General features: G+C 39.3%; 18 protein-coding genes. 9 read left to right on the top strand and 9 right to left on the bottom strand.

Annotated features, from left to right (window positions below):
* Window positions 1-212: 212 nt before the first annotated feature.
* Window positions 213-788 carry a HutD/Ves family protein gene (locus NE363_RS00375; protein ID WP_445535612.1) on the bottom strand — a complete coding sequence of 192 codons (576 nt, stop codon included), beginning with the start codon at window positions 786-788 and terminating at the stop codon, window positions 213-215.
* Entirely contained in the window at window positions 785-1,537 is a 753-nt protein-coding gene (hutC, locus tag NE363_RS00370; RefSeq protein ID WP_005300446.1) for a histidine utilization repressor, read from the bottom strand. The genes NE363_RS00375 and hutC overlap by 4 nt, the downstream gene beginning before the upstream one ends.
* Before the next feature lie 355 nt (window positions 1,538-1,892).
* Here hutC and NE363_RS00365 point away from each other — a divergent pair, with 355 nt between their 5' ends.
* The gene (locus NE363_RS00365) at window positions 1,893-3,005 is read left to right on the top strand and encodes an acyltransferase family protein (RefSeq protein ID WP_445535611.1); all 1,113 of its coding nucleotides are present in this window, start codon (window positions 1,893-1,895) and stop codon (window positions 3,003-3,005) included.
* Between the two features lie 33 nt (window positions 3,006-3,038).
* On the opposite strand, the gene zigA is transcribed toward NE363_RS00365, so the two are convergent.
* From zigA to NE363_RS00350, 3 genes are all read right to left on the bottom strand, one after another.
* Window positions 3,039-4,304, bottom strand: coding sequence for a zinc metallochaperone GTPase ZigA (zigA, locus tag NE363_RS00360; protein WP_445535610.1), 1,266 nt, complete (start codon window positions 4,302-4,304; stop codon window positions 3,039-3,041).
* Between the two features lie 148 nt (window positions 4,305-4,452).
* Entirely contained in the window at window positions 4,453-5,133 is a 681-nt protein-coding gene (gene zrlA, locus NE363_RS00355; protein ID WP_445535609.1) for a D-Ala-D-Ala carboxypeptidase ZrlA, read from the bottom strand.
* Window positions 5,134-5,291: 158 nt separating this feature from the next.
* Window positions 5,292-6,680, bottom strand: coding sequence for an amino acid permease (locus NE363_RS00350; protein ID WP_445535608.1), 1,389 nt, complete (start codon window positions 6,678-6,680; stop codon window positions 5,292-5,294).
* A gap of 358 nt (window positions 6,681-7,038) precedes the next feature.
* Between NE363_RS00350 and fahA the strand changes: the two genes are divergently transcribed.
* From fahA to NE363_RS00330, 4 genes are all read left to right on the top strand, one after another.
* Complete coding sequence (gene fahA, locus NE363_RS00345; protein WP_396481551.1) at window positions 7,039-8,346, top strand: fumarylacetoacetase; 1,308 nt, start codon at window positions 7,039-7,041, stop codon at window positions 8,344-8,346.
* Window positions 8,333-8,965, top strand: coding sequence for a maleylacetoacetate isomerase (gene maiA / locus NE363_RS00340; protein WP_304393623.1), 633 nt, complete (start codon window positions 8,333-8,335; stop codon window positions 8,963-8,965). The genes fahA and maiA overlap by 14 nt, the downstream gene beginning before the upstream one ends.
* A gap of 16 nt (window positions 8,966-8,981) precedes the next feature.
* Window positions 8,982-9,530, top strand: coding sequence for a VOC family protein (locus NE363_RS00335; protein ID WP_348897344.1), 549 nt, complete (start codon window positions 8,982-8,984; stop codon window positions 9,528-9,530).
* Window positions 9,531-9,828: 298 nt separating this feature from the next.
* Complete coding sequence (locus NE363_RS00330; protein ID WP_151739225.1) at window positions 9,829-10,608, top strand: IclR family transcriptional regulator; 780 nt, start codon at window positions 9,829-9,831, stop codon at window positions 10,606-10,608.
* 65 nt (window positions 10,609-10,673) lie between these two features.
* Here NE363_RS00330 and hppD read toward each other — a convergent pair whose 3' ends face one another.
* Window positions 10,674-11,729, bottom strand: a complete 1,056-nt coding sequence (hppD, locus tag NE363_RS00325) for a 4-hydroxyphenylpyruvate dioxygenase (RefSeq protein WP_009504341.1) — start codon at window positions 11,727-11,729, stop codon at window positions 10,674-10,676.
* Window positions 11,730-12,251: 522 nt separating this feature from the next.
* Here hppD and NE363_RS00320 point away from each other — a divergent pair.
* The gene (locus tag NE363_RS00320) at window positions 12,252-12,722 is read left to right on the top strand and encodes a DUF523 domain-containing protein (protein ID WP_445535607.1); all 471 of its coding nucleotides are present in this window, start codon (window positions 12,252-12,254) and stop codon (window positions 12,720-12,722) included.
* Window positions 12,723-12,737: 15 nt separating this feature from the next.
* Here the strand turns inward: NE363_RS00320 and NE363_RS00315 are convergent, their stop codons facing one another.
* The 3 genes from NE363_RS00315 to pncA all read right to left on the bottom strand — a co-directional run bounded on the left by NE363_RS00315 (window position 12,738) and on the right by pncA (window position 15,896).
* Complete coding sequence (locus NE363_RS00315; RefSeq protein WP_445535606.1) at window positions 12,738-14,081, bottom strand: MATE family efflux transporter; 1,344 nt, start codon at window positions 14,079-14,081, stop codon at window positions 12,738-12,740.
* A gap of 177 nt (window positions 14,082-14,258) precedes the next feature.
* Window positions 14,259-15,197 carry a bile acid:sodium symporter family protein gene (locus tag NE363_RS00310; protein WP_077163765.1) on the bottom strand — a complete coding sequence of 313 codons (939 nt, stop codon included), beginning with the start codon at window positions 15,195-15,197 and terminating at the stop codon, window positions 14,259-14,261.
* A gap of 54 nt (window positions 15,198-15,251) precedes the next feature.
* Window positions 15,252-15,896, bottom strand: a complete 645-nt coding sequence (pncA, locus tag NE363_RS00305) for a bifunctional nicotinamidase/pyrazinamidase (RefSeq protein WP_004704744.1) — start codon at window positions 15,894-15,896, stop codon at window positions 15,252-15,254.
* 329 nt (window positions 15,897-16,225) lie between these two features.
* Here pncA and dapA point away from each other — a divergent pair, with 329 nt between their 5' ends.
* Genes dapA through purC form a run of 3 tightly spaced genes read left to right on the top strand, consistent with a single transcriptional unit; the run spans window position 16,226 to window position 18,490 of the window.
* Window positions 16,226-17,119 carry a 4-hydroxy-tetrahydrodipicolinate synthase gene (gene dapA, locus NE363_RS00300; protein ID WP_004704743.1) on the top strand — a complete coding sequence of 298 codons (894 nt, stop codon included), beginning with the start codon at window positions 16,226-16,228 and terminating at the stop codon, window positions 17,117-17,119.
* 15 nt (window positions 17,120-17,134) lie between these two features.
* Window positions 17,135-17,734 carry a lipoprotein-34 precursor (NlpB) gene (locus tag NE363_RS00295; RefSeq protein ID WP_077165362.1) on the top strand — a complete coding sequence of 200 codons (600 nt, stop codon included), beginning with the start codon at window positions 17,135-17,137 and terminating at the stop codon, window positions 17,732-17,734.
* Between the two features lie 36 nt (window positions 17,735-17,770).
* Window positions 17,771-18,490, top strand: coding sequence for a phosphoribosylaminoimidazolesuccinocarboxamide synthase (gene purC, locus NE363_RS00290; protein WP_002119240.1), 720 nt, complete (start codon window positions 17,771-17,773; stop codon window positions 18,488-18,490).
* The last annotated feature ends 93 nt before the right edge of the window (window positions 18,491-18,583 follow it).

Below are 18,583 nucleotides of genomic sequence, written 5' to 3'. Positions count from 1 at the left end.
CACTTGTTTCTGCATTTGTATAGTAATGTATTAACTTGTATATACATCTATATACTACACAAATATTTTTCGGCGTGAAGAGGGTGACTCATATTTTTTTAAAAAAATTAAATAAGCTTATGAATTAAATTAATTTATTTTTATATTGGGCATAAAAAAAGCACATATCTTTTAAATCGACATGTGCTTTTTAAGTCGTAAATGATGTCTTTTTATCGTTGAATTAACTCAATGACATAGCAGCTTTTGAGTTGTTTTTTGGGAAAACTGATTGATGTCACGCCAGCGTTTTTCCCAATTTTTAGCGTCTCGTGAGCAGCAAGTTGAACGGAATGATCATCCACATTTACTTGTGTTTCACCACCCTGATTAAAAATAAAAATCAGGTCTGCCGAGCTAATAAATGCCTGCTCCGCTGCATCATTCAACCACTGAAAACGAGCATGAAACTTTGCAGGATCATAAATTAAATTTAAATCTCGAATTGCACCGTCTACCAGTTCACTTTGAACCTGACTCTCACCATGAAAAGCAAAAATATCTCCTTGGTTCAGCGTTTTGGCTGGAAGATCATCGACATGCAATACCATGCCCTGCCCATCAAGTACGCTAATAATGCGCTGCTTATTGGGAAATAGCGAAAATGGCCCAGAAGTGGTCACATCTGCCATCGAAATACGCCACTCAAAGTCGGCATCACCTTGGCTTCGAGCAATTTCTAAAGTAAAGCCAGCACCGTTTTTCCAAAGCATTTTTGTATATTGATCGGCCCTGATCAATTTAATCATGGGTTAAATTTCCCTTCGAGATAATAGCGACTACCCGGATAAATCAAACGCGCACTTGAAATGAGTTGTTTGTTTGACCATGTGCGGCGACGGATCAGTAAGCATGGTTCAGCTTTAGTAATCTTTAACCATTTACACTCTTGCGGTGATGCTAAAACTGCCTCAACAATATGCTCACCTTCTGACACAGGCGCTTTTGCCATGAGGTAAGCATTTGGGGTAATGGTTTTAAAATCTTGTTGTAGATAATCTGGAATAAGCGCTGCATCAACCAAACGATCTTCGACCTGAACAGGTACATCATTTTCATAATGCACAATAATCGAGTGAAATAATCTTTGCCCTTCACGAGTCTGCATTAAAACGCTTTGCTCTGCATTTGCATAAATTTGTTCTAAGACTAAAACTTCAGCATGGTGCTTATGGTTTCGTGCAATAATCTCATCAGCGATATTATTAATTTGAAAAAGTGCAGTTCGACCTTGCCCTTCAGCAACGAAAGAACCAACGCCCTGAATTCGAACGAGTAAACCCTCAGTCGTTAATTCACGTAGCGCACGGTTTACCGTCATACGGCTACAGCCGAGTTGATTAACGAGTTCACTTTCAGAAGGAATTTTTTTATTTACAGCCCAAGTACCTTCATAAATTTTTTGTGAAATCAGTTGTTTTACACGTTGATATAAAGGAACTGGACTATCAGCTTCAATCGAAAGCTCAGTATGTTCTTGTTTTGATGTTCTGGGCATAACTAATTACTCAAAAAAGGCAGCAGGCAAAAATAGTATTTTAGTTGACATGCTATGTATATACAACCACATACAACATGTTAATTTATGAATTAAATAGATTTTAAAAATTTTAAAAAACAAACATATCTCAATAAGAGCTAATTTAAAGTTTTATGTAGAAAAATTCAAATATATAAATGCTTTATCAATATTTATTTAATAATTATTTCTGCTATGCCTTAGCTCAATTCAAAGAAGCGAAAATGTAGTCTTTTTTGGTTTACGAAATGCTGCTTAAAATTTTTATTTAAAATAACTGATCGATAGTATTCTTCTGCCACACAGTATATTAATAAAGCTGGAAGCACATCGAATGCGTAATTATAAAATAGATATTCTGCGTGGAATGTCTATCCTGTTGGTTCTTTTACATCATTTTAATATTCCCTATAAACTTAAAGATACATGGTTAGGTTTTGATTTCTTAGGTGAAGCATTTAGCACAGTCATCGCAAGAAACGGAAATTATGGTGTCACCATGTTTTTTGTGATTTCGGGTTTTTTAATTACCCATCACACTTTAAAACGAGACAAACAATTCTCCGCAATTAACCTCAAACATTTTTATATTCGACGGGCAGCGCGTATTTTACCGTGTCTGATATTACTCATTTTAGGGGTAAGCATACTCGGTTCGTTTGACTTAAAGCCTTTTATGAACCAAGCACCGAATGGCATTGAGATTTCTTATCCTTTAACCATATTTGCGGCTTTAACGTTCTGGATGAATATCCTGATTATTAAATTCGGCTGGGTAAACTATGCTTTGGGCGTGTTGTGGTCGCTCTCTGTAGAAGAAGTTTTTTACTTTGTGTTTCCATTATTGTGCCTGTTCACACGTAGTAATAAGGTCTTTATTGCTGTACTTGTTGGAGTGATTTTATACGGCCCTTATTTTAGGTCTCTCCATTTTGGAGAAGAAAGCGGCGCCTATTTATATCATTATTTTTCAAGTTTTGATGGCATAGCGATTGGCTGTTTAACGGCGATTTTTTCTCATACCTACCGACCAAACTGGACTTATAAAAAACCTCTTTCGTGGTTAATTATTTTGAGCATGACCGCGCTATATTTATATGCGCCAATTAAAGAGGTCAGCACATGGGGTATTAGCTTATTTGCTTTTGCTACAGGCTTACTGATTTTGTGTTTTCAGCATCCTTCCGAAACACAGGCGCATAACCTATTGACCAAAGTGATGGTCTGGTTGGGGCAACGAAGTTATGAGACTTATCTGTTCCATCTGGTAGTACTAGGCCTTATGAAAGTTGCTTTTGTTCCCGCTCAAACCGACGCTAGCATTAAAATTATGCTTTTAATGGGCTATTTGGTTCTGACTTTTATCATCAGTGCGGTAATTGAAAAATATTATTCCACCCCGCTCAATACCTACATTCGAAAGCTTTTTATTAAAGATAAATCATAAAAATAAGCCCCTTTAAAATAGGGGCTTATTTCATTAAGCGATCAACATGGTTTCATCGTCTTGCTTAAAAGGATTCGACCATCTCTGCCAAGCTTGTGGCCCTAAAGCCATTTCTTCATCACTTAATAAACAACGGTCTAAGCGTTGTATTAAGGCTTGCTCATCCATTTGCATACCAATTAAAACCAGTTCCTGACGTGCATCACCTGTACGAGCGTCCCAATTTTTCTTAATTTGTTCAATGCTCGCGAGGTCACTCGGCCAGTCTTCTTCTGCTACAGCCGCCCACCAATAACCTGCTAAACCATGTCGAGCCATCGCACCCGCTTGCGACCATGAATAGGCCAATGTAGGTTCAGCAGCCAACCAGAAAAAGCCTTTAGAACGCACGACTCCCGGCCATTCAGCCTGTACCAAATCATAAAAACGCTCTGGATGGAAAGGACGACGTGCACGGTAAACAAAGCTACTAATGCCATACTCTTCAGTCTCTGGCGTATGCTCACCACGTAACTCTTTCAGCCATCCTGGTGCTTGTGCCGCTTCATCAAAGTCAAATAACTGTGTATTTAAAATTTTATCTAAAGCGATCTTTCCAAATTGAGCAATCTCAATTCGGGCACGCGGGTTTAACGTTTTTAAAATTGCGATGAGCTGGTCTTGCTGCGCCTGATCAATCAGGTCAATTTTATTCAGCACAATCACATCACAAAACTCGATCTGATCGATAAGAAGGTCAACTACAGTTCGCTCATCTTGTTCACCCAATGATTCACCACGTTGTTGCAGTGAATCAACTGAACTGTAATCTTTAAGAAAGTTAAAAGCATCGACTACCGTGACCATAGTATCAAGTCGAGCAAACTCATTGAGTGAGTTTCCATTTTCATCTTCAAAGGTAAAGGTTTCTGCTACTGGTAATGGTTCTGAAATACCAGTCGACTCAATCACCAATTGGTCAAAGCGCCCTTCATCGGCTAAGCGTCTCACCTCAACCAGTAAATCTTCTCGTAGCGTGCAGCAGATACAACCGTTACTCATTTCAACCAGTTTTTCATCTGTCCTTGAAAGCTCCGCCCCACCTTCGCGTACTAATGCCGCATCAATATTTACCTCAGACATATCATTAACAATCACGGCAATACGGCGACCTTCGCGATTATTTAAAATATGATTGAGTAATGTGGTCTTTCCTGCACCCAAAAAGCCAGATAAAACGGTAACTGGAAGCTTGGCAAATGAGTTGGCGATTGCAGTGTGCATGGCTTGATCTCTTCGAATAATATTTAAACTGATCATGGCTGGCCATTGAAATATGGCCAGATCACAGGCGTAATCTATTTCTAAACCACAATAATGTTATGTTATAACATAACTATTGATCAAGTTTTTATTCTGCTTTTATTCAAACCAACTCATTTAGTCTTTGAAAGAATTGCTTTTATAGTCACTGACAAATCGAGGTTCTATAGTGATGGTCAGGTCCCCATGAACGGAACCCTTGGCTATCAATATGGATTTGTCCCGAAGCATAAACACCCAGACCCATGTTAAGTGCTTGTCCTTTGGTTTCCCAGAACTGACAAAGCTTGGTTTTGGTTTGTTGAATATTAAACTGGTCTAAATCGGTAGGCTGTTCTGGCCCAATTCGAAAATCAAGCGCTGCATTAAAGACATGTCGGGAAGCATCTGCACCACCCGCACAACGGTTTAAAGATAAAGCTCGATAGGCAGATGTCACTTCAAAATCGTTAATCACACCATCGTCAACTAATGCTTTTAAAATGCTAAGTGTCGGAACGATGTTGGACCAAATCTCTCTTGGTGGCACCGCATAAGGCTCGACGCCACATTTTTGCCAGTCTCGAGCTGAACGTAATAACTCATAATCCGGGACTAAATTGGCAAGTCCTTTCTGCTTAAGAAATTGCTTATAAGCCTGCACAGAATGAGCGTGATCTGCGGTTGCGATCCAAGCAGTATAATCTTCGGGTTGTTGTTTTATTCTTACCACTGTTTTAGATGGCTGAGGCAAAGAGTGTGGATGCTTAGAAACCGTTGGCTTAGGTGTTTGAGTCGTACACGCGGTAAGAGAAAGTAAGATTAAACCTAAATAGGAATATTTCATAAATATGTTGTTCCTCCCTGAACATCGGGAAGCCTTAGTTATTCATTTAAGAGATGTTATAATATAACAATTACAAAGTCCTTTAATTTCTGTTGTAAATTTTAAAAATTAAAAAGGACGCATTAATACGTCCTTTTTAATTTCTAACTCAGACCTGATTACATATCTGCTTCTAAAGCATGTACAGGCTGCTCAGCTTTTAACTTACGGCGTTTAAATTGATAAGCCACCATTAAGCACAAAATCCAACCCGGAATCATCATCACCGCCACACGCATATCTGGTGTTAGCGACATGACAACTAAAATTCCAAGCATGAACACGATACAAAGATAGTTGCTAAATGGATACATGAAACTTGGGAATTTAGTGGTTTGACCTTGGCGGATCATGAATTTACGGAATTTTAAATGTGTCCATGAAATGACTACCCAGTTAATCACAATCGCTGCAACCACGAGCATCATGAGTAAACCAAATGCTTTTTCAGGGAAAATATAATTTAACAATACACATAAAATAGTGACTGCCGCAGAAAGAATCACTGCATTGGTTGGAATACCGCGCTTATTAATACGTGCAAATACTTTTGGTGCATTTCCTTGCTGAGCAAGACCGAGCAACATACGGCTACTGCAATAGCTTGTACCGTTATAAACTGAAACCGCAGCAGTCAAAATCACGAAGTTGAGTAAAGTCGCAACGCCTTGACTGTCTAAAGAAGCAAACACCATTACAAAAGGACTGCCGCCTTGTGCCATTTGATTCCACGGAAATAATGCGAATAAAACAAGAAGCGTCGCAATATAGAAAATCAAAATACGATAGATAATCTGGTTGACCGCTTTAGGTAAGGTTTTGTCTGGGTCACGTGCTTCAGCCGCAGTAATACCGAAAAGCTCAATACCACCAAAAGCAAAAATAATGACTGCCATGGCCATCACCAAGCCTTTAATACCATATGGGAAGAAACCACCTAATGCCCAAAGGTTAGAAATGCTGGCTTGTGGCCCTGCCGTACCGGTTGCAAGTAAATACGAACCGAAACCGATCATGGCTAAAATGGCTAAGATTTTGACAATGGAAAACCAAAATTCCATTTCGCCAAAAAACTTAACATGCAATAAATTAATACCATTAATGAGAATAAAGAACGTTAGAGCGGATGCCCACGTTGGGATTTGCGGCCACCAATATTGAATATAAAGACCAATTGCACTTAACTCCGCCATACATACCAGTACGTTGAGTACCCAGTAGTTCCATCCTGACATGAAGCCTGCAAAAGGTCCCCAATATTTGTAAGCAAAATGACTAAAAGAACCACTTACTGGTTCTTCTACTACCATTTCACCGAGCTGGCGCATCATTAAAAAAGCAATAAATCCTGCAATCGCATAACCCAAGATTACCGACGGACCTGCCAATTTAATCGATTGTGATATACCAAGAAACAGCCCTGTACCAATCGCGCCACCCAATGCAATCAGCTGGATGTGACGATTACTCAAACCGTGTTTCAGGTTTCCTTGCTCTTGTGTTGACATATGATTATTCTCATCCTTGTCACGTAATTTTTTTCCAATAAATTACGTATATCATAAATTGATCAGATTTTCATAGAGATTGGTGAAAAAATAATTGCGTTACTTTTCTCACAACCGCGCATGTAAGCAGAAAATGCAAGAAATAACAATTATTATGCAATGTGTAATTAAATTATGTATTGCGTAATTTTATGAATTCAGTATTATAAGAACCATGAAGCAATTGGTTGTTCTCGGTCTATATCAAACTCATAAGTAAAAAGATGATCTCACTAAAGGTTAAAACTTATTGAGTAGCTCAGTCCCTAGACCGAACTTTTATTTGTATAAGACGCGAGATGAAGACAAGGAAGCGAAAATGGAACAAAAACTAAACTCTTTTATTGAAGTTTCACCTCAATCTGATTTCACTATTCATAATTTGCCTTATGGTATTTTTAGTAGAACAGCCGAAGGCGAGCGTCAGGTCGGTGTAGCTATCGGTGATTGGGTCATTGATCTCGCTGCTCTTGAAAAGCATGGTCTTTTAAAACTTTCAGATCAAGACACATACTTTAACCAGCCTACACTGAATAAATTTATTGAATCAGGCAAAGCCAACTGGTCTAAAGTTCGTAAAACATTACAGTCTCTTCTTTCAGTTGAAAATTTAACACTTCAAGAAAACGAAGCATTACGTCAGGAAGTTCTGGTTAAGCAAGACAGCGTAACTTTACATTTACCTGTTCGCGTACCTGGCTATACCGATTTCTATTCTTCTAAAGAACACGCAACCAATGTCGGCTGTATGTTCCGCGACCCTAAAAATGCCTTGCTGCCAAACTGGACCGAATTACCTGTAGGTTATAACGGTCGTGCTAGCTCTGTTGTAGTGAGCGGAACTCAAGTGGTACGCCCATCAGGTCAAATCAAACTTCCAAATGAAGAACGTCCAGTTTTCTCAGCAACGCGTAAACTCGATTTCGAACTTGAAACAGCATTTATTGTGGGTAAACCAACTCAGTTGGGGCAGCCGATCTCGATTGAAAATGCTTGGGACCATATTTTTGGAATGGTTCTGCTAAACGACTGGTCAGCACGCGATATCCAACAATGGGAATATGTGCCTTTAGGTCCATTCAACTCAAAATCTTTCGCTAGCGCTATTTCACCTTGGGTGGTAACTCTGGAAGCACTTGAACCATTTAAAGTTGAAGGCCCGAAACAAGAACCGAAACCACTCGCTTATTTACAAGAAAATATCGCCAACAGTTACGACATTAATTTGAGTGTTGAAATTCAAACACCAAAATCAGCACAAACTGACGTGATCTGTAAAACCAACTTCAAATATATGTATTGGTCTATGGCTCAGCAGCTAACTCACCATACCATTGGAGGCTGTAACGTTCAGGTCGGTGACTTAATGGGTTCAGGTACTATTTCAGGTTCTACACCTGACTCTTATGGCAGCTTGCTTGAGCTGACTTGGAACACCACTAAACCTTTGACCCTTGCCAATGGTGAAACTCGTGGTTTCTTACAAGACGGCGATACGCTCATTATGAAAGGCCACTGTGAGAAAAATGGTATTCGCATTGGCTTTGGTGAAGTTCGAAATACTGTGCTTCCTGCATTAGCTTTTGATTTTGCAGAGACTTCGGAGCCTGACTATGAAGCTGTATAGTTACTTTCGTAGCTCTGCAGCTTACAGAGTACGGATTGGCCTCAACCTTAAAAGCCTCGCTTATGAAACTGCACCAGTTCATCTGGTGAAAAATGAGCAGCAAGGTGAAGACTATTTAAAGTTAAACCGCAGTGCCCTAGTACCAACTTTAGTGGACGGCGATTTAACCTTGTCACAATCATTAAGTATTTTGGAATATCTGGATGAACAATATCCTGAAACCAAATTACTTCCAAATGATGTGAAAGAAAGAGCCAAAATCCGTGCTTTTGCCCAAGCAATCGCTTGTGATATTCACCCGTTAAACAACTTACGCGTTCTGAAATATTTAAAAAATGACTTAAACGTTTCAGACGAACAAAAAAATTATTGGTATCAGCACTGGATTATTGAAGGCTTTCAAAATCTCGAACAGCAACTTCAAGATTCAAACGGACAGTTTTGCTTTGGACTACAAGCAACGATTGCCGATTGCTGCCTAATTCCACAGGTCTACAACGCGAAACGCTTCAAAATCGATTTATCTGCGTTTCCAAAAATTGAATCAATTTATCAACATTGTTTGTCTATCCCAGCCTTCTATAACGCGGCGCCAGAACAACAACCAGATTGGGAATAGTAAAAGGAGTTTCAACATGACATTTGCCATTAAAAAAATACATCACGTTGCATATCGTTGTAAGGATGCGAAAGAGACTGTTGAGTGGTATAAAAAAATGCTCAACATGGACTTTATCTTAGCTTTTGCTGAAGACCATGTGCCTTCAACCAAAGCCTTTGACCCTTATATGCATTTATTCCTAGATGCTGGTCAAGGCAACGTTTTGGCATTTTTTGAATTACCAACCCAACCAGAAATGGGCCGAGATGAAAACACGCCTCAATGGGTACAACATATTGCCTTTGAAGTTGAAGATTTAAATGCCCTTTTAGCTGCCAAAAAACATTTGGAAGAAAACGGCGTTAAAGTACTAGGCATTACCAACCACGGTATCTTCCACTCAATTTATTTCTTTGATCCAAATGGACACCGTTTAGAACTGACTTATAACGATGTACATGCTGAAGAAAAAATTGCAAAAATTACTGAAGAAATGAAAACTGAAATGCTAGATGAATGGAGCAAAACTAAACGTGCTCCACACCATACTCATTTCTTGCATGAAGAAGAATTAGGCGCATAATTCTTTCAAAGCAATCGTTTCAAAAGTCGGCATTGGTGGGAATAGTTTGAATGAACTGTTCTATATCAATGCCGATTTATATTGTTTAAATCTACTAAACTTCTCTCAATTTACGCTATAAATAAAAGATGAAGGTCATTGTAAGAATTGTTGATTATTAAACATGTGAATTTTGCTAATAGAAAAAGGTGATTTCTATTTTTCTATAGGCTCAGGCATGATGTAAAACGCATCAATTCCAATTTATGTTTATACATAACTGTTTAACTGCTGAAGTAAATCGATTAAGGGTATTTAAATGATTGAAGAAAAAGTATCTGGGGGGGTTCAATCACTTGAAGTTGGTTTATCCGTACTAAATGCCCTGTTAGAGCACAATCAACCGATTATTCTCAAAGACTTATCGAGTAAGCTCGAGATGCATCCTGCCAAAGTACACCGTTATTTGGTGAGCTTAATTCGCATGGATTACGCCAAACAACTTGAAGATGGGCAATATGCTCTAGGCGATCAGGCATGGCGTTTAGGCTTAAACTGCATTCAGCACAGTGACACTTTACAGCTGGTACAGCACCTAATTTACGACCTACAAAGTAAAATTGGCTGTGGTATTCAAATTAGTAAGTGGTCACCGAAAGGCCCTGTTGTGGTTCAGTCTATTGAATCTAACCACCCTATTTCGATTGTGACCAAAGTCGGTTCGATTATGCCTTTAGTCAATTCTGCTGCGGGACGTTTATTTGCCTCTTACCTTCCTGAGCATTTTATTCGTCCTTTATTAGAAGCTGAGTGGCAAAAACATCAAGAGCTTGGTCTAAATATCGCACCACACAACTGGCAAGAATTTTTAGAACTTAAAGATACGATCCGTCAGCAACAAATGTCGGCAGCTAAAGGTGATTTGTTGACAGGAATTAATGCGGTGGGTCTGCCAGTATTTAACTCAAACCAAGGGATTGAGTTTTGTATTGTGGCGCTTGATAGCGAAATGTTTTTACCCGTCGACCCACAAAGTAAAATTATCGAAACGCTTAAAAATGAGATTAATTTAATTAATCAATATATTAAAAGCCGCTAATCAATAGCCATAAAAAAACCAAGAGCACTGCTCTTGGTTTTTTTAGATTAGAGACAAAGCAAAACTTATTTTGCTTCTAGAACGCCACGGCGAATTTGGTCACGTTCAATCGATTCAAACAGTGCCTTGAAGTTACCTTCACCAAAACCGTCGTCATCTTTACGTTGAATGAATTCGAAGAAAACTGGCCCAATCATGTTTTGAGAGAAGATTTGCAATAAAAGCTTCTTCTGACCGTCTTTAGTATTACCGTCAAGCAAAATACCGCGCTGCTGTAATTCATCAGTCGGTTCGCCATGCTCAGGTAAACGATCTTCCAACATTTCATAATAAGTGTTTGGCGGTGGAGTCATAAATTGTAGACCCAAGCCTTTTAACTTATCCCAAGTCGAAATTAAGTCATCACAAATAAACGCAATATGTTGAATACCTTCGCCATTAAAATCAGCTAAGAATTCTGCAATTTGACCATTACCCTTGTCCGAGTCTTCATTTAAAGGAATACGGATCATGCCATCTGGAGCAGTTAATGCTTTAGATGTTAAACCTGTATATTCGCCTTTAATGTCGAAGTAACGAATTTCTTGGAAGTTAAAAATCTTCTCATAGAAGTTTGCCCAGTACTCCATACGGCCTTTGTAGACGTTATGAGTTAAGTGGTCAATTTCTTTTAAACCAGCGCCTTCAGGGTTACGCTGCGCATCATCAAAGAAAATAAAGTCATTTTCATAAATGTCACGGTCAACCAAGAAGATTGGCATGCCACCAATACCTTTAATTGCCGGAATGTTAAGCTCCATTGGCCCAACACTTGATTGCATTGGTTCTGCACCAAGCTCAACAGCCTTTTTAAAAGCTTTTGCCGCATCGCGTGTTTTGAATCCCATTGCGCAAGCAGATGGACCATGCTCATTGAAAAAGAATGAAGCATAAGATTCTGGCTGATAATTCAGGATAATATTGATATTTCCTTGACGCCATAAGTACACTTTTTTCGATTTATGCTTGGCTACTTTTGAAAAGCCGATTGTTTCAAAAATTGTATCTAATTCATTTTCTTTTGAAACAAACTCAATAAATGCAAAACCGCATAGTTCTAATGGGTTCTCTAAAATATCCATCTAGTTTCCCTCTGGTGATTACCTGATCCGTTTATTTCTCATGCTGATCTGGTCAGCTCCTTTCTCTATAGAATACGCATTTGCTGGGAGAGTATTTGAACCGTCAAAATGCCTTAGCCCAACGCATCCTATGAGAAAAAAACCAATAACTAAAACGAAGATTGAGTGAGCACGAAGCCGATGATTAATTTCCCTTCTATATGGCGTTTATTTTCCATACACACAGTCCTTTCTTATCTAAAAGTACGATTGAGATTTTTCAATAAACCTTTAAAAATCGCCTTTTCCTAAAGTCATTCCTAGATTTATGGAGGCCAACATCCTTGTTGGACCTCCAATGGCCATTTACCTTAAAACAGATGCTACTAAAAACAATTAAATTATGCAATACATAATTTAATTATGAATTGTGTAATTTATTAATCAAATTACACCGTTTGTTTGTGCCTGTTTTAGATTTCATATTTTATAAATCATTGGGTACACTCACATGGCTTTTAAAGTTCTAACGGCGGAAAACTCATGCTTTTAATCAGTGCTTGTTTAATTGGTGAACCTGTACGTTATGACGGCCGATCATGCTTGCACACTACGCTTCAGCAGTTATTTTTAAATAAAAAAGCCCATGCACTTTGCCCAGAGTTATTAGGCGGTTTTAGCACGCCTCGTTTACCCGCAGAAATTGTGGGAGGAACAGGTCAAGATGTGCTTGATGGAAAAGCAAAAATTACTGATTCATCTGGTTTAGATGTGACAGCGCTCTATTTAAAAGGTGCTCACCGCACTTTGGAAATTGCACAGCAAATAAAAGCAAGTTGTGTGGTTTTAAAAGAAAATAGCCCATCTTGCGGCAGTCAAAAAATTTATAACGGTACTTTTCAAGGCGAGAAGATTACGGGTGTTGGGATTACCACAGCACTGTTACAGCGCCATGGTTTTAAAGTGATTTCTGAAAACGAAATTGAAGATTGGTTAGCAGCACATCCTCTTTAACCATTGTCTGCTCAATCAAAACCCTTTTAATTGCTTTCTAAAACGGAAACAGAAAGCACTCAATATACAAGCAACTAAATAGCTTATGACTGCCATACTCCAGAAACCATAAATTCCCATTGCAGAAATCGAGATATCCTGCCAATGCAGGCCTTTATAGGCCATCCACCAACCACCGCCCAATCCGAAACACAGCACTACAACTAAAAAAATCAGCATAGGTAAAATTGAGACATCCCAACAGCGCAGCAAAGAAGTGAGTAACGTCATTAAGCCATCGAGAAAATGAGACATACATACAATCAACAACAGTGAAGCAGCCAAAATCTGCACGGCCAAATCATCTGAATAGAAGGTGACAATTAAGTCCCGCTCCAACCATAAACCTAGGGACAGACTGCCACTTACTGCCATAATTACCCATATACTTTGTCTGGCAATTTTGTTGGCTTCTTCCATGTTGCCACTGCCCATAGATCGTGACACCAAAATGCTATAAGCCGAGGCAATTGAGGAAGGAAAAATAAACATGAAGCCGCCAGTACTCGCGACAATTTGATGGGCTGCTGACACTACACTCCCAAAAGGCAAAATCAGAATAGCAACTGAACAAAATGCAACGACGTCCATCAACGCCATGATCGCCGTGGGTATGCCTATTTTTAAAATCATACGCAGACTTTGCCGGCTATCTTCAACCGACCGTTCTGGTTGCTCAATAAAAATGTAGCTTTTCTCTAGAAAAAACAGGTAATAAACAGCCAACATAAACCACCGAACAATAATAGTAGCTAATAAAGCTCCTATCGCACCGAGTGGCGGAATTGAAAATAAAGCGACACCATAAATCAAAAGATAGGACAAAATAATTTTAAGAATGAAGAAAATGCTATCTGATAGTAAAACCTTATGCGCATTTTCAGTGACCTGAGACAAAGCTGTAAATAAGCGCATCAGTAAATGCGCAGGTAAAATAAATACCAAAGCCCACATACAGTTTTTAGTAATTGAAACGACATGTTCAGATGCACCAAATAATTTTGGTAAATCATGGAACAAGTAAAGCAAGCCAATACTCACCAATGCCGAACATAACATTAGCCAAATGCCTTGAATAAAGATTTGACGAATATGGGGTATGTCGTGGCAACCATATGCTTGTGAGAGTTTGAGTATCACACCTTGCAGAATACCCATTCCAATGACATAAATCACTGTATATAAAGATAAGGTTACCGATAATGCGGCGACATGGTCATTACTAAAATGCCCTACATAAGCAATATCAACCAATCCACTTAAAACTAGAATTAAATTGCTTGAGAGCATGGGAATAAATAATTTAAAAATCTGGTTCATCAAAAAAAGCCTTATTTTTTTCTTTGCGATTTATGTTGATATTCACGTTATTTTTAGTGCATCAATTCAAAGCAAAAGACATACCAGTTCTAAATTCAGCTTCCTCTAAAATTTTCTTTAAATAAAAAAGCCAAACTATTCGTTTGGCCTTCTTTTGTAATGTATGTTTTTCTACAGTTATTCTTGTTTGTGTTTACTTGCCCAATAAGTCGCAAGCGCAGGACCAGAAATATTGTGCCAAAGGCTGAAAATTGCGCTTGGTACAGCCGTAATCGGAGAAGCAGCAAAATGTACTGCTGCAAGTGCCACACCTAAACCTGAGTTTTGCATACCGACTTCTACCGCAATTGCTTTACTGTCTGCATAAGGCAATTTAAAGAAACGAGCTGCGGTAAAACCTAATAAATAACCAAACCCATTATGCAATATCACCACAGCTAAAATAAGCAAACCCGATTGAAGAATAGCTGCTTTGCTTCCACCAATAATGGCTGCCACAATCGCGACAATTGCAATAACTGAAACTAAAGGCATGACTTGAATATAAGATTCGACCTGACGCTTAAGCCAAGTTCGCAAAATCAGACCAATCACAATAGGCAGTAGCACCACCTGCAAAATCGAAATAAACATCGAAGCTGCATCTATCTTTAACCATTGGCTGGCTAGCAGATAGAAAATTGCAGGTGTTAATACAGGTGCTAAAAGTGTTGATACCGATGTACAGGCGACCGACAAAGCCACGTTGCCCTTGGCCATATAGGTAATCACGTTTGAAGCTGTTCCGCCTGGGCAACACCCCACTAAAATAACGCCGACTGCAATTTCAGGCGGTAAATTAAATAATTTACATAGAACATATGCTAAACCGGGCATCACCACAAACTGGGCAACCACCCCAATTAAGACGGCTTTAGGGCTTTGCAATACCCCTTTAAAGTCATCAACGGTCATGGTCATTCCCATACCGAGCATAATAATCCCTAAGATCCATGGGATGTACGCTTTAAGCCAGACAAAAAACTCAGGTTGCCATAGCGCTAGAGCCGCAAAAACAATGACCCATAAAGCAAACGTTTTCTGAACAAATTGAGTAAAACGTAATAATGCAGACATGCTGTTCATCCATATCAAATCGCAATTAAAGCCCAAACAACATGAGCACTCTCTTTAACATTCACTCAACAAATCAGTCGATTGAATACGGACAACACCCTGTTGCTGCATCGCTTGCCATGCCTGTTCTAAAGAGCCGTTCAGATTAATACCCTTACAGGCATCTTCAATCACTAAAGTTTTAAAGCCGAGTTGAACTGCATCTAAAGCAGTCCATGCGACACAAAAGTCCGTAGCAATTCCGACCACATAAACCGTATCAATGCCGCGCTCTTTTAAGTAACCCGTTAAACCCGTCATTGTGCTGTGGTCTGCTTCCATAAAAGCCGAGTAGCTATCAATATGAGCATGAAAGCCTTTTCGGATAATCAGCTGGGCCGTTGGGATATTCAAATCTGGATGAAATTCGGCATCATGGCTACCTTCTACACAATGTTTAGGCCAAAGCACTTGCGGTCCATAATCGAGCTCAATGGTTTCAAATGGCTGTTTACCCACATGGTTGGTAGCAAAAGAAATATGATTATCTGGATGCCAATCTTGTGTCAGAACGACATTTTCAAAACAACGCGCCAATTGGTTAATGGTTGGAATAATTGTATCGGCGTCGGCAACTGCTAAATTTCCACCCGGCGTAAAACCATTTTGTACATCAACTACGACTAAAGCCGAATTTTGTGGTTGTTTCTTCATTTTCATGCCATCTTAAGTCCCATTCGGGAAAAATATGCATTTTATCTTGCCATAAAAAAGACCGTAGCAAGTAAGGATTCGCAGAATTGAACCATATTGTCATATTTACTGTCTTTTACTTGAAATGATCAAATTGGCATTCTATGTTTTGCTCAAGTTTACATAGGGTTTATCAGTTAAGCATATTGTTCTTATGCGTCTGATCAGTCATAATTTGCATAATTGTCATTCAACAATCTGTTATTGTTAGAACTGGACAATCAAAATACTGCAACCATCCCACATTTTGTTTTTCTTACCTCAGATTCGGATGGATAAATAGGATATTTTTTAAAATGACTCAGCAAGCACAGACCATTCAAGGCTCAATCGTCGCAATTGTCACTCCCATGTTGAAAGATGGCGGTGTAGATTGGAAGGGTCTTGAGAAGCTGGTTGAGTGGCACATAGAACAAGGTACAAACAGTATTGTAGCCGTCGGTACAACCGGCGAAGCCTCAACATTGAGCATGGAAGAGCACACACAGGTTATTAAAGAAATTATTCGTGTAGCCAATAAACGTATTCCAATTATTGCCGGTACTGGTGCAAACTCAACCCGCGAAGCAATCGAATTAACTAAAGCAGCTAAAGACCTCGGTGCTGATGCCGCTTTACTTGTAACACCATACTATAACAAACCAACCCAAGAAGGCCTTTTCCAACACTATAAAGCGGTTGCCGAAGCTGTTGAATTACCTCTTATTCTTTATAATGTACCGGGTCGTACAGGCGTAGACTTGTCAAACGATACAGCGGTACGTTTAGCAGAAATTCCTAACATTGTAGGTATTAAAGACGCAACAGGTGATGTGCCTCGTGGTAAAGCTTTAATCGATGCTTTAAACGGCAAAATGGCTGTTTACTCAGGTGACGATGAAACTGCATGGGAACTTATGCTTCTTGGCGCAGATGGTAATATCTCGGTTACTGCAAACATTGCACCTAAGGCAATGAGCGAAGTATGTGCGGTTGCAATTGCTAAAGATGAGCCACAAGCGAAGACGCTTAACAATAAGATTGCAAATTTACACAATATTCTATTTTGCGAATCTAACCCAATTCCTGTGAAATGGGCACTACATGAGATGGGACTGATTGATACTGGTATTCGTTTACCACTCACTCCTCTCGCTGAGCAATATCGCGAACCTCTCCGCAATGCCCTAAAAGATGCGGGAATTATTTAATAAGAGCAATTTATGATGCAATTACGTCTTGGTTTAGTCCTTGCAGTTTCAGCCTTAAGTTTAGCTGGCTGTGGTCGCTTCGCACTCAATAATCACTCTTTAGATTATAAAAAAGCAAAGCAACTCGCCCCGCTTGAGTATCCTGCCGATGCAACTGTACGACCAGCGACGCCTTTGTATCCTGCACCAACAGTAGACCAGCTCGCTATCGATCACGCACCGAAGTTTGAAAACAAACGTGGCAATCGTTTTGCATTGCCTCGCCCTGAACAAACTCAAGGTGATACAGCAGATACATCTGCTCAATCAGGTAGCGCGCTTAGTCGCCCTCAACTTGTAACAGATGGTAATAAAAACCCACTGTTAAAAATTGATGGAAGTACCGCTGAAATTTGGCAATACACCAAAGCAACCCTAAGCACGTTAAATTACAACATCATCGCTCAAGGCAGTAATCAAGCGACGATTAAAGTAAATGACAAAACTTATGTGCTTAAACTGACTGGTGTTGGCTCTAGTCATAGCCTTGCTCTCTTTAATCCAGACAACACTTTTGCAAGCCCTGAAGTTGCGGCAGAAGTGTTAAACCAGATTTACCAAAATTGGCCAGCCTAGTCGTTTACTAGGCATTTTTTTTTAAAAGGTTCCCTCATGTTAAAACAAACCTTGCTCTATACTGGTAAAGCAAAATCTGTATATGAAACAGACAATGCCGACCATCTGATTTTAGTCTTTCGTGATGATGCCTCTGCGTTCAATGGCGAAAAAATCGAACAACTAGATCGTAAAGGCAAGGTGAACAACCGTTTTAACGCCTTCATCATGGAAAAACTTGCTGCTGCGGGTATTGAAACGCATTTTGAAAAATTGCTTTCTCCAACTGAAGTTCTTGTTAAAAAACTTCAAATGATTCCTGTTGAATGCGTAATTCGTAACTACGCAGCTGGTTCTCTATGCCGTCGTTTAGGTGTAGAAGAAGGTAAAGAACTTACTCCTCCTACATTTGAATTGTTCTACAAAGATGATGGCTTAGGCGATCCAATGGTTAACGAATCTCAAGCGATTGCTTTAGGTTGGGCGACTGCTGAACAGTTAGAACAAATGAAAGTGTTAACTTATAAAGTAAATGATGTATTGAAAGCATTATTTGCTGAAGGCAATATGATCTTGGTGGACTTCAAACTTGAATTTGGTGTTTTCCATGACCGTATCGTACTTGGTGACGAATTCTCTCCAGACGGTTGCCGTTTATGGGACAAAGACTCTAAGAAGAAACTCGACAAAGACCGTTTCCGTCAAGGTTTAGGCGGTGTTGTTGAAGCTTATGAAGAAGTTGCAGCTCGTTTAGGCGTAGATTTATCTGACATCTAATTAGCCAGACTTTAGTAAGAAACCGAGCTGAATTGCTCGGTTTTTTATTTTCTAGGCAATAAAATTCAGGAAAAGTAGACAGATTTGTATATT

Source organism: Acinetobacter sp. G18 (assembly GCF_052660225.1).
The sequence above is the reverse complement of the archived record's forward strand: the minus strand, read 5'-3'. Positions and strand labels throughout refer to the sequence as shown.

Excerpts from the sequence above, each read along its gene's own strand:
- zrlA (WP_445535609.1), bottom strand. The coding sequence starts at position 5,133 with ATGAAATATTCCTATTTAGGTTTAATCTTACTTTCTCTTACCGCGTGT.
- NE363_RS00365 (WP_445535611.1), top strand. The coding sequence starts at position 1,893 with ATGCGTAATTATAAAATAGATATTCTGCGTGGAATGTCTATCCTGTTG.
- NE363_RS00315 (WP_445535606.1), bottom strand. The coding sequence starts at position 14,081 with ATGAACCAGATTTTTAAATTATTTATTCCCATGCTCTCAAGCAATTTA.
- NE363_RS00350 (WP_445535608.1), bottom strand. The coding sequence starts at position 6,680 with ATGTCAACACAAGAGCAAGGAAACCTGAAACACGGTTTGAGTAATCGT.
- zigA (WP_445535610.1), bottom strand. The coding sequence starts at position 4,304 with ATGATCAGTTTAAATATTATTCGAAGAGATCAAGCCATGCACACTGCA.
- NE363_RS00310 (WP_077163765.1), bottom strand. The coding sequence starts at position 15,197 with ATGTCTGCATTATTACGTTTTACTCAATTTGTTCAGAAAACGTTTGCT.
- fahA (WP_396481551.1), top strand. The coding sequence starts at position 7,039 with ATGGAACAAAAACTAAACTCTTTTATTGAAGTTTCACCTCAATCTGAT.
- NE363_RS00335 (WP_348897344.1), top strand. The coding sequence starts at position 8,982 with ATGACATTTGCCATTAAAAAAATACATCACGTTGCATATCGTTGTAAG.
- hutC (WP_005300446.1), bottom strand. The coding sequence starts at position 1,537 with ATGCCCAGAACATCAAAACAAGAACATACTGAGCTTTCGATTGAAGCT.
- purC (WP_002119240.1), top strand. The coding sequence starts at position 17,771 with ATGTTAAAACAAACCTTGCTCTATACTGGTAAAGCAAAATCTGTATAT.
- hppD (WP_009504341.1), bottom strand. The coding sequence starts at position 11,729 with ATGGATATTTTAGAGAACCCATTAGAACTATGCGGTTTTGCATTTATT.
- NE363_RS00320 (WP_445535607.1), top strand. The coding sequence starts at position 12,252 with ATGCTTTTAATCAGTGCTTGTTTAATTGGTGAACCTGTACGTTATGAC.
- NE363_RS00330 (WP_151739225.1), top strand. The coding sequence starts at position 9,829 with ATGATTGAAGAAAAAGTATCTGGGGGGGTTCAATCACTTGAAGTTGGT.
- pncA (WP_004704744.1), bottom strand. The coding sequence starts at position 15,896 with ATGAAAATGAAGAAACAACCACAAAATTCGGCTTTAGTCGTAGTTGAT.
- dapA (WP_004704743.1), top strand. The coding sequence starts at position 16,226 with ATGACTCAGCAAGCACAGACCATTCAAGGCTCAATCGTCGCAATTGTC.
- maiA (WP_304393623.1), top strand. The coding sequence starts at position 8,333 with ATGAAGCTGTATAGTTACTTTCGTAGCTCTGCAGCTTACAGAGTACGG.
- NE363_RS00295 (WP_077165362.1), top strand. The coding sequence starts at position 17,135 with ATGCAATTACGTCTTGGTTTAGTCCTTGCAGTTTCAGCCTTAAGTTTA.
- NE363_RS00375 (WP_445535612.1), bottom strand. The coding sequence starts at position 788 with ATGATTAAATTGATCAGGGCCGATCAATATACAAAAATGCTTTGGAAA.